This window comes from Nonomuraea longicatena (assembly GCF_039525605.1).
GTDB classification, from domain to species: domain Bacteria; phylum Actinomycetota; class Actinomycetes; order Streptosporangiales; family Streptosporangiaceae; genus Nonomuraea; species Nonomuraea longicatena.
The window spans coordinates 63,607-75,903 of the sequence record NZ_BAAAHQ010000036.1 but is presented as its reverse complement, the minus strand read 5'-3'; the positions used below and the strand labels follow the sequence as shown (position 1 = coordinate 75,903).

Genomic DNA, 12,297 nt, shown 5'->3' with positions numbered 1-12,297 from the left:
GTACGGCGCCGCCCGCCGACGGCCGCCCGGCCGCGCGAAGCGAAGACCCGTCCGGCGACCGGCAGGCGGTCCGGCCACCGGGCGACGACCGGCCGGAGCCCGGCGACCGACCGGCGCACCAACCGTCCGGGGCCCACTCGGCCGACCGGCCCGCCGTCCTGCCGGAGAACGCCGGCCCGACGGGCCGACCGGCCGAGGGCCGCGCGGGCAAGCGCTCGTCCGACGCGAACCGGCCGCAGGACGGGCCGACCGGAAGCCGGTCATCGAGTGGATCAGGCGGAGGCCGGTCTCCGGGCGGGACGGGAGGAGGCCGGTCATCGGGCGGGAACAGACCGCCGGGCAGAACCGGCGGCAACCCGCCGGCCGGCGGGGCGGGCGGTGACAGGCCGCCAGGCGGGACGGGCGGGAGCCGGCCGCCCGGCGGCGAGCCGGGCAAGCGCGGCGCCAAGTCTCCGGCAGGCCTCCGCTTCGCCAAGCCGCTGACCCCCGGCGCCGTCCTCGGCTGGACCGCACTGTCGGCGATCCTGCCCGGCGCCGCCCACCTGCGGGCCGGTCACCGCCGTACGGCGCTGGCCCTCATCAGCGCCTTCGCGGTGATCCTGCTCTCGGCCCTCGGCCTCTTCCTGGCCAACGGCTCCCGGCTGGGCGCCCTGGTCAGCTCCGGCATGCTCACCACGGTCAACACGGCCGCCTGGGTCGGCGCCGGCGTCTGGTTCGCCCTGATCATCTCCTCCTACATCGCCCTGCGGCCCAACCAGCTCACGCGCCCCGGCCAGATCGTCACCGGCATCCTGGCGGGCGTCATGTGCGTGGCGGTGGCGGCGCCGTTCGGATGGGCCGCCGACACCAGCCTGACCACCAAGAAGGCCATCGACGGCATCTTCAAGGAGGATCCGGCCGAGCCGGGAGCGGTCCCGATCAAGGAGGACGACCCCTGGAACGGCAAGGACCGGGTGAACTTCCTGCTGCTCGGCGGCGACGGCGCGGGCAACCGCGAGGGCATCAGGACCGACAGCATGAACGTGGCCAGCATCCACATCCCGACGGGCAACACGGTGCTGTTCAGCCTGCCGCGCAACCTCCAGCACGTCCGGTTCCCCCCGAACTCGCCGATGGCCAAGGCGTTCCCGCACGGCTTCCAGGCCGAGTTGCCCAATGGCGGCCTGCTCAACGAACTGTGGCAGTTCGCCAACGACAACCCGCAGGTCGCGGGCGGCAAGAACCGGGGCGGCCGGGTGCTGATGGACGCCATCGGCCACACCCTCGGCCTCAAGATCGACCACTACGCCCTGATCAACATGTACGGCTTCGCCTACCTGGTGGACGCCATCGGCGGGCTGCGGATCCGGGTCGACCACGACGTCCCCTGGGGCGGCCTGTACGGCACCGCCGGCACGATCAAGGCCGGTGAGCGGCTGCTGACCGGCGAGCAGGCCCTGTGGTACGGCCGCTCACGGGTCAACAGCGACGACTTCAGCCGCATGGGCCGCCAGCGCTGCGTCATCGGCGCGTTCACCAAGCAGGCGACACCGCAGAAGGTGCTCACCAACTTCACCAAGATCGCCAACGCGGCCCGGCGCATGGCCTCCACGAACATCCCCCGGGCGCTGGTGGAGCACGTGGTGGACCTGGCGCTCAAGGTCAAGGACGCCAAGATCACCAGCATGCAGTTCGTGCCGCCGACGTACTGGCCGGGCCGTCCCGACTGGCCGAGGATCCGCCGGGCGGCGCAGAAGGCGCTCACGGACTCGCTGAAGCCCTCGCGCAAGACGCTCACGGCGAAGGCGTCCGGGGCGCCCAGCGGCGGGACCCCGTCGGCGTCCGGGCCGCCCAGCGGCGGAACGCCGTCGGCGACGCCTAGCCGTACGCGGGTGAATCCGACGCAGACGCCGACCGCGAACGACAACAAGTCGGCCAAGTCGCTCGACGAGCTCTGCGGCCTGTAGGCCCCTTGGCGGGCGGCGGTCCCGGACAGGGCCGCCGCACCGGCCAGAGCGGGCCCGTCGTAGTGGCTACGTGCGGGCGGCGGTCCCGGACGGGGCCGCCGCCCGCGCCGGTGAGTGCTCACTCACCGGCGGTTACAGTGAGTGTTCACTCACCGACGGTTACCGGCCACCGGGTCTGCGCGATCAGCCGGCCCGATGGCTCCCGTCAGGCGAGACCGGTGGCTCCCGTCAGGCGAGAACCGCCGCCTTGCGCGGCATGAGGGCGAAGGCCCCGAGGTAGATGAGCGCCGCCACGATCAGCAGGCCCTGGTAGCCGATGACGAGCGCGAGGTACTCAAGGCAACCGCCCACCATGGCGCCCAGCAGGTTGGCGCCGAAGGACGTGGTGGGGTCGGCCGCGTCGGCAAACCGTTTGGAGAACACCACGTTGGCCGCGAAGATCGGCAGGAAGGCCACGGTGACCGCCACGACGGCGCGCAGTGGCACCGGCAGTGACAGCAACCAGGCGTCCGGTACCAGCCAGGCCAGCAGGAGGCCGGCGAGCAGGACACCGTACATGACGGGCAGCGGCGGGGTCCTGAAGCGGCGGGTCACCTCGACGGCGGCGAGCACCGCGACGAGGACGCCGCCGAAGACGATCGCGTTGACCACCCAGGTGGTGCCGAACAGCAGCGCGAAGCCGGTCACGCTCTTGGTCTCCAGCAGCAGGAAGGCCACGCCGAGCAGGAACAGGTCGGCGTACGGCCGCATGCGCCGGTACGGCCCGGCGACGGCGCGGACCGCGATCAGGCTGACGGCGAGCACGAGCCCGAGCGTGATGAGGTAGATCGGCGGGATGGTGCTGTCCTTGAGGTAGAGGAACGGCCGGTCGTCGGAGACGGGCGGCGGGGTGCCCGCGGCGGCGCCCGTCCACTCGGCCGCGCACCGCTGGGCCTGCGGCGTCTGCCCTGCGGTGATGACGGCCTGCTGACCCGCGGTGCTGACGACGTCGACGCACGGCTTGTGCCCGAAGGCGGCCTGGACGGTGCTCGCCAGCCGGTCGACGAGCCAGCTCTCGCGGTAGTAGTTGTACATCGAGAAGGCGCCGCCGGGCTTGAGGCGGGCACGGGCGGCCTCGATGGCCTGCTCGGTGAACAGGTAGCTCTCCAGGCGCAGCGAACTGGCCCCGGAGACCAGGGTGAGCGAGTCGGGCAGCGCGAACAGGATCAGGTCGTACTTCGCGTCGGTGCGTTCGAGGAAGGCGCGGCCGTCGGTGACGTGGGTGGTGACGCGCGGGTCGGCGTAGGGGCGGTCGGGGTGGAGGGTGCCGCCGAGTTCGCGCAGTTTGGGATCGATCTCGACGGCGTCGACGCGAGTGGCGCCCTTGGACAGCGCGATGGCGACGTCGGTGCCGCTGCCGGCACCGACGATGAGCACCTCGCGGGGGGCGGCCGAGGACCGCTCGTACGGCAGCGCGTACTGGCGCTCGATCTGGAGCCGGGTGGCGGCGGGCATGGCCTGCTGGTGGGGGATGCCGTTGACGGAGATGTCGTGGACCGGGATGTCGTACGGCAGCTGCTTGTGGGTGACCTTGTAGTACGGCGACCACAGCGCCCCCGCGGTCAGCGACTCGGCGGCGAGCAGCCCGACGACGGCCAGCGCGGGCACGACGGCGAACAGCCAGTACGGCAGCCGGGGCCTCGGCACCAGCAGGAGGAGGTAGCAGACGGCGGCGATGACCCCCCACACGAGCGGCGGGGCCGACAGGAACGACAGCGAGGTGAACACGGCGATGCCGGTGATGCTGCCGACGAGGTCGTAGCGGTAGGCCTCCAGCCGGGGCAGTTCGGGGAAGCAGCGGCCGACGAGTTCGGCCGGTCCCATGACGACGGCGGCGGCGGCCGCGAAGATGATCGGCAGCGTGACCCAGATGGGCGGGCCCTCGGTGTGCAGGCTCGTCCAGTACAGGACGCCCTCGGTGTCGCGGTTGACGGTCACCGGGAACATCAGCACGACGAGAACGAGGGCCGCGAGGACGATCGGCGAGTAATACGGCTGGCGCCGCGAACGCCCGACGCGCAGAAAACCCAGACCTATACCAAGAAAAGACCCGAGAAGGACGAAATTGGTGAAATAACTCAGGTGCACGATATTGGAGCCGGTCCACCGGATCAGCGCGAGTTCGAGGAACAACATGAATGCGCTGGCGAGAACGAGCCTCGGCCGGACGGGTAGCCAGTGGCCGCCGGAGGACTCCTGGGGGGTCGCCTGAACCTGTGTGGTCATGACGACTCACCGTAGTTTACGGACCGAAACCAAGGAAGGCAGACACCCGAGAACAAATGTCGTCCTCTTCGCGACGTTTGACGTATTTCAGCAGGTCAAAACACTGACGATACGCTGGACTCCCACCCGGAGATGAAGGAATGTTGGGACGTTCATTCCCTCCAATTCATTCGGTGGTTCTCATGCGGGTCCTGATCCAGCTCCGCCCATCCCCCGATCTGGTCGCGGCCGTCGCCGATCCCGGCCAGACCGCCACCACGGCCGACGTCGCCGACGGGCTGCCCGGGGTCGAGCTCGACACCGGTTTCGTCCCGGTGGCGGTGCCCCGGCCGGTCCCCGCCGCCGGTGGCGACCCCCTCTCGCTCAACCAGCCGCTGGACTTCTCCCTGGCCGCCGAGGACGCCTCCGTCCTCGTGCGCGGCACGATCTCCGACGACGAACTGGCCACGCGGGTGACCATGCTGCCCACCCTGCGTCCCGACGTCGTCGGCGTCTTCGCCGACCCGGTCATCGAGTCGAGCCTCACCTGCGGCGGCGACGCCCCGGTCGGCGACTGGCGCGACGTCGAACGGCTCATCAACGCGGCCGGGCTGGCGGCCGAGGGCCTCGACGGCGCCGGGGTGGCGCTCGCGGTCCTCGACACCGGCATCAACGCCGCCCATGTGGCCCGCCAGCTCGGGCGCGGTGTCACGCTCGACGCCGAGCGCAGCTGGAACCCCTCGGGCGTCGACGGCCGCCCCGGCGAGTTCGCGGTCGACCACGGCACGATGTGCGCCTTCGACACCCTGATCGGCGCGCCGCAGGCGTCGCTGATCGACATCCCGGTGCTGCTGTCGACGCGGCCGGGCGGTTCGGCCCTCGACGGCCTGCTGTCGGACGCCATCGCCGCTTTCGCCCACCTGCGGACGGTGCTCGACGCCCAGCCCGCCGACTCCAAGGCGCTGGTCGTCAGCAACTCGTGGGGGTCGTTCTCCCCGTCGTGGGACTTCCCCGTCGGGCATCCGGGCAACTACTCCGACAACGCGGCGCACCCGTTCAACCTGATCGTGGCCAGCCTCGACCGGGCGGGCGCCGACGTGCTGTTCGCGGCGGGCAACTGCGGGCGCGAGTGCCGTGACGGCCGCTGCGCCTATCCGGCGCGGCCGATCGTCGGCGCCAACTCCCACCCGAAGGCGCTGTCGATCGGCGGCGTCGACGTCGACGGCGGCCGCGTCGGCTACTCCTCGCAGGGCCCCGGGCGGCTGACCGCGCGCAAGCCGGACGTGTGCTCCTACACGCACTTCTCCGGTTCCAAGGCGTTCGGCGACGCCGAGCCGGACTCGGGCACCTCCGCCGCCTGCCCGGTGGCCGCCGGGCTCGTGGCCGCCGTCCGCACCCGCTGGCCCGCGACGCGGCTGTCGCCGGCGCAGCTGCGGGCGCTGCTGCGCCGTACGGCCGAGGACCGCAGCGAGGTGGGCTTCGACTACGACTACGGCTACGGCATCCTCGACACGGCGGGTATCCTCGCCGCACTGCGGCGCAGGGCCGAGAGCGTAGCCTGAGGAGCATGGTCCTCATCACCGTGCGGCTGCCCTCGGGAGCGACGCTCGCCGACGCGATCGAGCGGCTGGGGCTTTCGGAGGACGAGGTGGACACGGCCTACGGGCTGGTCCTCATCGATCCCGACCTCGGCCTCTACGGGCTGCGGGTGACGGATGAGGCGGGCCGCCGCACCGGCCCGCCCTTCTCCGACCCGAAGATCTCCCCGTTCGGGCCCCCTAGGCGTTCTCCCGGTTGAACACCCGGGTCCCGGCCCACAGCCCGGCCACGGCGAGCCCCGCGACCACGGCGACGCCGACGACCACGGTCGTGCTCACGAGCGTGCCCGCGAACAGTTCGCGCATCGCCTCCAGCACGTGACGGAAGGGACTGAACCACGACAGGGCGGCGAGCCAGTCCGGCGCCATCGACATCGGCAGGAACGTCCCCGACAGCAGCATCAGCGGCACCACCGCCGTGGTCATCACGGGCGCGAACAGCTGCTCGTTCAGCGTCAGCGCGGCGGCGTACGACAGTGCGGCCAGACTCATGCCGAGCGCGGCGACGAGCACCAGCGACAGCAGTACGCCGGGTGGCCAGGCCCGCAGCCCGAAGGCGTACCCGGCCGCCACCAGCAGCACCGACTGGGCCAGCAGTGCCGTGGTGTTGTCGAGGACGCGGCCGAGCAGCAGCGCGAGCCGGGAGGCCGGGGTGACGCGCAGCCGGTCGAGGACGCCGCCGCGCTGGTCGAAGACGATGCCGAAGCCCGCGAGTCCCGAGCTGAGCAGCGCGAGTTGCACCACCAGGCCGGGCACCAGCGTCTCCCAGGCGCCGAACGTGGCGAAGACCGGGCCGAACAGGGCCAGGTAGAACATCGGCTGGGCCAGGTTGAAGGCCAGCGCGAACCTGCTGCGCGCGGTGATGCGCACGTAGTGGCGGTACAGCAGCCAGGTCTGGCGGATCACGCGGCCGTCTCCTCGCGCAGTGAGCGGCCGGTGATGTCGAGGAAGACCTGGTCGAGGGTGCGCCCGCCGGTCTTGAGCGCGGCCGGGGTGCCCTCGGCCACGACGCGGCCGTGGTCGACGATGACGATCCGGTCGCACAGGGCGTCGGCCTCGTCGAGGTAGTGGGTCGTCAGGAGCACGGTGATGCCGAGCGTCCTGATGTGCTCCCACAGGTTGGCCCGGCTCTGGGGGTCGAGGCCGGTGGTGGGCTCGTCCAGGAAGAGCAGCACGGGTTCGTGGACCAGGCCGAAGGCCAGGTCGAAGCGGCGGCGCCGGCCGCCGGACAGGGTGATGCCGGGGCGGGTGCGCAGGTCGGTCAGCTCCAGCCGGTCGAGTACCTCCTCGATGCGGGCGCGGGCGCGTTCGCGGGTCAGGCCGTACAGCATGGCGTGCAGTTCGAGGTCCTCGCCGACCTGGCCGAACTGGCTCAGCCCGCCGCCCTGGGAGACGTGGCCGATGCGGGTGCGCACCCCGTGGGGGTCGGTGAGCAGGTCGTGGCCCGCCACCGTCGCGGTGCCCGCCGTGGGGGTGAGCAGGGTGGTGAGCATGCGCATGGTCGTGGTCTTGCCGGCGCCGTTCGGGCCGAGCAGTCCGACGCACTCTCCTTCGCCGACGTGCAGGTCGAGGCCGCGCACCGCGTCCACACCACCCTTGAAGGTCTTGCGCAGACCTTTTGTGGTGATCATATTTTTAGGGTAACTGAAATTTTGGTGTCACTGCAATATAGATACGATGGGGTCATGGAGGAAGGGCTTCGCGAGCGCAAGAAGCGCCAGACCCGTGAGCGCATCGCCGACCTGGCCATGGGCCTGTTCATGGCGCGCGGGTTCGACGGCGTGACGGTCGCGGAGGTCGCACGGGCCGCCGACGTGTCCGTCAACACGGTCTTCAACTACTTCCGCACCAAGGAAGACCTGTTCATGGACCGCTGGGAAGAGGTCGAGGACCTGCCGAGCAGGGTGGTCCGAGAGCGGGCCGCCGGTGAGAGCGTGCTCGCGGCCTTCCGCCGCGACTTCCTCGACGCGCTGGACACGCGCCACTGGCGCTACGGGCTCAACGAGGGCGCCGACGTGTTCGCGGGGATGGTGCGGGCCAGCCCGTCGCTCATGGCGCGCATGCGGGTGCTGGAGCGGGCGACGGTCGAACGGCTCGCGCGCACCCTGGCCGAGGACACCGGCGCCGGGCCGGGCGACCTGGCGCCGCGCCTGGTGGCGGCGCAGATCATGGACGCGGTGCGACTACTGTCCGAGCGGACGATCTGGCGCCCGGTCGAGGGCGAGTCGTGGGCCGAGATCGCCGCCGACGTGCGAGGGCTCGTGCAGGCCGCCTTCGGCCTGCTGGAGAAGGGGATCGGGGGCTATGCCGTACGTCAGGAGGACAGGCCGGCGGCGACCAGCGCCAGCATCAGGAAGCCGCCGTAGATGATCACGATCGCCGCCAGCAGGCAGGTGCCGACGATGCCGCAGACGCGCCCGGCGTTGACGAGACCCCGGTTCTCGTAGACGTAGCCGCTGCCGTCGATCTCGCGCAGCGCGGTGGTGCCCATCCGCCAGGCGAACGGGGCGACGGGCAGGCAGGCGACCAGGCCGAGGATGCCCAGGACGAGGACCGCGGTCCCCTGCGGGTGCGTGAGCGGGGGACCATATAGACCATAGGGCCCATAGGGTGGCGGATACGACATAGCCGCTGGTTATATCACATCTGCATTCCCGCCCCCTGAGTGCAGACGTCGCCGAGCTCCGGTACGCCAGGGGGCGGACAGCCGCGCTCGTATGAAATCGAGACGGGAGCGCATGGGCCGCCCCGGACCTCGCCCGTACGATCCGAAGATCGACTTCAGGGAGGGACAACAGCATGACCTTCGACGACCGTCCAGGCCCGGCCATGACGGCGGTCCGCATCCACGACTTCGGCGGGCCCGAGGCGATCCGCCACGACCGGGTGCCGCGCCCGGTCCCCGGTCCCGGCCAGGTGCTCGTGCGGGTGGCGGCCGCCGGTTTCAACCCGTCGGACACCGGCTTCCGCGGCGGCCTGATGCGGGGCGTGGTCCCGGTGGAGCTGCCGTTCACGCTCGGCTCCGAGGCGTCGGGGACGGTCGTCCAGGTCGGGGCCGGCGTCACCCACCTCCGCGTCGGCGACCCGGTCACCGGCCGGACCGACGGCGGCGCGACGGCCGAGTACCTCACCGCCGACGCCGCCCTGATGGTCCGGGTCCCATCGGTCCTGCCGCTCACCCACGCGGCGGCCGTACCCGTCGCCGGGGGCACCGCCTGGCAGGCGCTGTTCGAGCACGCCCGCACCGAGAAGGGCACCCGGGTGCTCGTCAACGGCGCGGGCGGCGGCGTCGGCATGTTCGCCGTCCAGCTCGCCCGCCACGCGGAGGCCCACGTGATCGCCGTCGCCGGTCCGCGCAGCGCCGGGCGGGTCCGCGCCTACGGGGCCGCGCAGATCATCGACTACACGCGCGAGCGTGTGCTGGAGGCGCTGGCGGGCCCGGTGGACCTGCTGGTGCACGCCGTACCGTCCGACCCGGGCGAACTGCTGCCCGCCGTACGGTCCGGCGGCGCGCTCGTGTCGGTCACCGTGCCCGCCCTGCCGCCGGCCGGGAGCGGCGTGGCCGCCCACCACTTCGTCGCCCGCAACGACCCCGCGCAGCTCGCCGGGCTGCTCGCCCTCGTGGCGGCGGGCCAGGTGCGCGTGGACGCCGAGGTCCGGCCGTTCGCCGAGCTCGCGCAGGTGCACAGGGACGCCGAGGCGGGTCGCATCAGCGGCAAGGTCGTCGTCCGTCCGTGACCGGGCCCGTACGGCGCGGGCCGCCTCGCCCTCGTCCCCGGGCCGCCCGTCGTCACCGGCCGCCACGGTCCCGTCACCCCGCCGCGCACCCGACGGGGGACTCTCCGTACCGGTCAGCCATCCTGTCACCGCCACCCGCTGATCGATGACAGGATGACGATCTGGTGAGGATCGTGTGACGTCCTCGCCCCAGGTGTCTGAGAGGACGAGGAACGAATCGTGAACACATCGCGCCCCGCGATCGGCGCCGTGGTCCTGACCATGAACAACCGCCCCGGCGAGTTCCCGGTCGCCATGAGCTCCCTCCTGGCGCAGGAGGGCGTCGACCTGGACGTGGTGGTCGTCGGCAACGGGTGCGAGCCCGAACTGGTGCCGGACGGCGTCAAGACCGTGGCGCTGCCCGTGAACGTGGGCATCCCCGAGGGGCGCAACATCGGCGCGGCCGGGGTCGGCGGCGATCTGATCTTCTTCTTCGACGACGACGCGGTGCTGCCGTCGCCCGGGGTGCTGCGGCGGCTGGCCGACCAGTTCGCCCTCGACTCGCGCCGCGCCTTCGTCCAGCCCCGCATCGCCGACCCCCGCACCGGCCGCACCCTGCGGCGCTGGGTGCCCCGGCTGCGCGCTTCCGACCCGGCCCGTGCCGGGACGGTGACGGTGATGGCCGAAGGCGTCGTCATGGTGCGGCGCGAGGCGTTCGAGGCCGTCGGCGGGTGGCCGGGGCATTTCTTCCTCTTCCACGAGGGCGTGGACCTCGCCTGGCGACTGTGGGACCGGGGCTTCACCGGCCACTACGCGGGCGACGTCGTCGTCAACCACCCGGCCACCGACCCCGCCAGGCACGCGGCCTTCTACCGGCTGAACGCGCGCAACCGGGTGTGGCTGGCGCTGCGCAACCTGCCCGCTCCGCTGGTGCCGGTCAATCTGGCCGTCTGGGCGCTGGTGACGCTGTGGCGCTTTCGCGACCCGGCCGTGCTGCGGACGTCGCTGGCGGGGTTCGTGGAGGGCGTCAAGGGCGGCTACGGGACGCGGGCGCCCATGAGCTGGTCCACGGCGGCCCGGCTGACCAGGGCCGGGCGCCCGCCGTTCTGCTAGAGACCGGTACTGCTGGAGACCGGTACTGCTGGAGACCGTTCTGCTGGAGGCCGGGCCGCTGGAGATCGGGCGGCCCGGCTCTGCTGTCAGCGTGAGTAGAACTCGACCACGAGTTGCTCGTCCACCGGGACCGCGATCTGCTCGCGTTCCGGTTTGGCCGCCAGGGTGAAGGTGAGTTCGGACAGGTCGACGGACAGGTATCCGGCCGTGCGCTCGTCGGCGTACAGGCCCTCGGCCGCCGCCACGAACGGCTGCATCCGCTTCGACTTGGCGCGTACGGCGATGACCTGGCCGGGCTTGACCAGATAGCTGGGGATGTCCACCTTGCGACCGTCCACCGTGATGTGGCCGTGGGCGACGTACTGGCGGGCGGCGTAGATCGACGGTGCCAGCCCGGCCCGCAGCACCAGGGAGGCGAGGCGGGTCTCCAGGATCGAGACGAGCTCGGCGCCGGAGGCGCCCTCCCTGCGTACGGCGAGGTCCCAGTAGCGGCGGAGCTGGCGTTCCGAGACGTCGTAGTACCAGCGCAGCTTCTGCTTCTCCATCAGCCGCATGCCGTAGTCGCCGGTGTTGCGGCGGCTGGTCTTCCTGCCGTGCTCTCCGGGCGGGTACGGCCGCGCCTCGAAGTACCGCACGGCTTTCCTGGTCAGAGGGACGCCTGCCCGTCGGGACAGCCGTACCTTCGGCCCGGTGTAGCGCATGTTCACCTCATGTGGTTAGGTAGTCCTTACTAAGGCAAGGCTAACCTACCGCATTGTGCGAACTCAAGGAGACCGCATGCCGCCGATCGCGGAACGCATCCGCACTCTCGCCGCGACCGCGTCCCTCACCCGGCTCACCGTCGACGGCGTGCCCTTCCCCGTCCGAGGCGGTGTCGACTCGCGCGGCCGTCCGGTGCTGCTGGTCCGGCCGGGTGAGAAGCTGCACGGCCTGCGCGACGACGCGGTCGTGGCCGTCAACCTGACCGCGACGCGCACGCTCGGCCCGGTGGAGCATCCGCGCGGGCTGGTCGAGGTGCAGGGCTGGGCGCTGGCCGTCCCCGAGGAGGAGGCCCGCGAGGCGGCGGTGGCGATCGCGGCGGACTGCGCGGACGAGAGCCTGTTCGAGGCCCTGGAGCGGTACGGCGAGCCGGGCGCGCCGCGCCTGCTGCGCATGGACGTGGGCCAGGTCGTCTACCTGACCGGCCAGGACTCCGGCGTCCTGGACGCCGACGACTACCTCGACGCCGTCCCGGATCCGCTCGTCGAGGCCGCGGAGCGGGTGCTCGCCCACATGAACCACTCCCACCGGCCGCAACTCACCGGCGCGGTGGCCGCCCACCTGGGCACGCCGGTGGGCGAGGTGTGGCTGTGGGAACTCGACCGATACGGCGCCACGGTCCGGGTGGACGAGACGCTGGTCCGCTTCCCGTGGCCGGTCCCCGCCCGCAGCAGCACCTGCCTGGAGACCGCGCTGCGCGGCCTCATCTGCGCCTGCTGAGAGCCCGTCCCACGCTCACCCGCGCCGGCAGCCGGCACGCTCACCCACGCTTCGCCGTCGTCCCCCCGCGCACCCGCCCTCTCATCGTCGTCTCGGGCTCGCGTCGGATCGAGGTCGCTCCGCCACACCCTGGCGGACGCGACTCGGGCCTTCCAGCGGGACCGAAATTGCGGGATCGAGCGGAATGATCACGGTTCAGG

At 71.9% G+C, this 12,297-nt stretch carries 12 protein-coding genes; 7 read left to right on the top strand and 5 right to left on the bottom strand.

The window, feature by feature from the left end:
- Window positions 1-1,946, top strand: a 1,946-nt coding sequence (locus ABD120_RS29000; protein ID WP_343953320.1) for an LCP family protein, incomplete at its 5' end; no start/stop codon positions are given.
- Window positions 1,947-2,174: 228 nt separating this feature from the next.
- Here the strand turns inward: ABD120_RS29000 and ABD120_RS28995 are convergent.
- A complete protein-coding gene (locus ABD120_RS28995; RefSeq protein WP_343953319.1) occupies window positions 2,175-4,211 on the bottom strand; it encodes a spermidine synthase in 2,037 nt (678 codons plus the stop codon).
- Between the two features lie 182 nt (window positions 4,212-4,393).
- Between ABD120_RS28995 and ABD120_RS28990 the strand changes: the two genes are divergently transcribed.
- Both ABD120_RS28990 and ABD120_RS28985 read left to right on the top strand, forming a co-directional pair.
- A complete protein-coding gene (locus tag ABD120_RS28990; protein WP_343953318.1) occupies window positions 4,394-5,752 on the top strand; it encodes a S8 family peptidase in 1,359 nt (452 codons plus the stop codon).
- A gap of 5 nt (window positions 5,753-5,757) precedes the next feature.
- A complete protein-coding gene (locus ABD120_RS28985; protein ID WP_343953317.1) occupies window positions 5,758-5,988 on the top strand; it encodes a hypothetical protein in 231 nt (76 codons plus the stop codon).
- On the opposite strand, the gene ABD120_RS28980 is transcribed toward ABD120_RS28985, so the two are convergent.
- Together ABD120_RS28980 and ABD120_RS28975 are read right to left on the bottom strand one after the other, a co-directional pair.
- Window positions 5,969-6,694: an ABC transporter permease gene (locus ABD120_RS28980; RefSeq protein WP_343953316.1), complete on the bottom strand. Its 726-nt coding sequence runs from the start codon at window positions 6,692-6,694 to the stop codon at window positions 5,969-5,971. The genes ABD120_RS28985 and ABD120_RS28980 overlap by 20 nt on opposite strands.
- Window positions 6,691-7,419, bottom strand: coding sequence for an ABC transporter ATP-binding protein (locus ABD120_RS28975; protein ID WP_343953315.1), 729 nt, complete (start codon window positions 7,417-7,419; stop codon window positions 6,691-6,693). Before ABD120_RS28975 ends, ABD120_RS28980 begins: the two co-directional genes overlap by 4 nt.
- Window positions 7,420-7,473: 54 nt before the next feature.
- Here ABD120_RS28975 and ABD120_RS28970 point away from each other — a divergent pair, with 54 nt between their 5' ends.
- Window positions 7,474-8,154, top strand: a complete 681-nt coding sequence (locus ABD120_RS28970) for a TetR/AcrR family transcriptional regulator (protein ID WP_343953314.1) — start codon at window positions 7,474-7,476, stop codon at window positions 8,152-8,154.
- Here ABD120_RS28970 and ABD120_RS28965 read toward each other — a convergent pair.
- Window positions 8,103-8,414 (bottom strand): DUF4190 domain-containing protein, encoded by a 312-nt coding sequence (locus tag ABD120_RS28965; protein WP_343953313.1) that lies wholly within the window; start codon window positions 8,412-8,414, stop codon window positions 8,103-8,105. The two genes, ABD120_RS28970 and ABD120_RS28965, sit on opposite strands and share 52 nt — an antisense overlap.
- A gap of 173 nt (window positions 8,415-8,587) precedes the next feature.
- On the opposite strand from ABD120_RS28965, the gene ABD120_RS28960 reads away from it, so the two are divergent.
- Both ABD120_RS28960 and ABD120_RS28955 read left to right on the top strand, forming a co-directional pair.
- A complete protein-coding gene (locus ABD120_RS28960) occupies window positions 8,588-9,526 on the top strand; it encodes an NADP-dependent oxidoreductase (RefSeq protein ID WP_343953312.1) in 939 nt (312 codons plus the stop codon).
- Between the two features lie 219 nt (window positions 9,527-9,745).
- Window positions 9,746-10,618 carry a glycosyltransferase family 2 protein gene (locus ABD120_RS28955; RefSeq protein WP_343953311.1) on the top strand — a complete coding sequence of 291 codons (873 nt, stop codon included), beginning with the start codon at window positions 9,746-9,748 and terminating at the stop codon, window positions 10,616-10,618.
- An 86-nt stretch (window positions 10,619-10,704) separates the two neighbouring features.
- On the opposite strand, the gene rpsD is transcribed toward ABD120_RS28955, so the two are convergent.
- On the bottom strand, window positions 10,705-11,319 hold the full coding sequence (rpsD, locus tag ABD120_RS28950; protein WP_343953384.1) for a 30S ribosomal protein S4: 615 nt from the start codon (window positions 11,317-11,319) through the stop codon (window positions 10,705-10,707).
- Between the two features lie 76 nt (window positions 11,320-11,395).
- On the opposite strand from rpsD, the gene ABD120_RS28945 reads away from it, so the two are divergent.
- A complete protein-coding gene (locus tag ABD120_RS28945; RefSeq protein WP_343953310.1) occupies window positions 11,396-12,097 on the top strand; it encodes a DUF2470 domain-containing protein in 702 nt (233 codons plus the stop codon).
- Window positions 12,098-12,297 lie beyond the last annotated feature (200 nt).

Excerpts from the sequence above, each read along its gene's own strand:
- rpsD (WP_343953384.1), bottom strand. The coding sequence starts at position 11,319 with ATGCGCTACACCGGGCCGAAGGTACGGCTGTCCCGACGGGCAGGCGTC.
- ABD120_RS28995 (WP_343953319.1), bottom strand. The coding sequence starts at position 4,211 with ATGACCACACAGGTTCAGGCGACCCCCCAGGAGTCCTCCGGCGGCCAC.
- ABD120_RS28965 (WP_343953313.1), bottom strand. The coding sequence starts at position 8,414 with ATGTCGTATCCGCCACCCTATGGGCCCTATGGTCTATATGGTCCCCCG.
- ABD120_RS28970 (WP_343953314.1), top strand. The coding sequence starts at position 7,474 with ATGGAGGAAGGGCTTCGCGAGCGCAAGAAGCGCCAGACCCGTGAGCGC.
- ABD120_RS28990 (WP_343953318.1), top strand. The coding sequence starts at position 4,394 with ATGCGGGTCCTGATCCAGCTCCGCCCATCCCCCGATCTGGTCGCGGCC.
- ABD120_RS28985 (WP_343953317.1), top strand. The coding sequence starts at position 5,758 with ATGGTCCTCATCACCGTGCGGCTGCCCTCGGGAGCGACGCTCGCCGAC.
- ABD120_RS28975 (WP_343953315.1), bottom strand. The coding sequence starts at position 7,419 with ATGATCACCACAAAAGGTCTGCGCAAGACCTTCAAGGGTGGTGTGGAC.
- ABD120_RS28960 (WP_343953312.1), top strand. The coding sequence starts at position 8,588 with ATGACCTTCGACGACCGTCCAGGCCCGGCCATGACGGCGGTCCGCATC.
- ABD120_RS28945 (WP_343953310.1), top strand. The coding sequence starts at position 11,396 with ATGCCGCCGATCGCGGAACGCATCCGCACTCTCGCCGCGACCGCGTCC.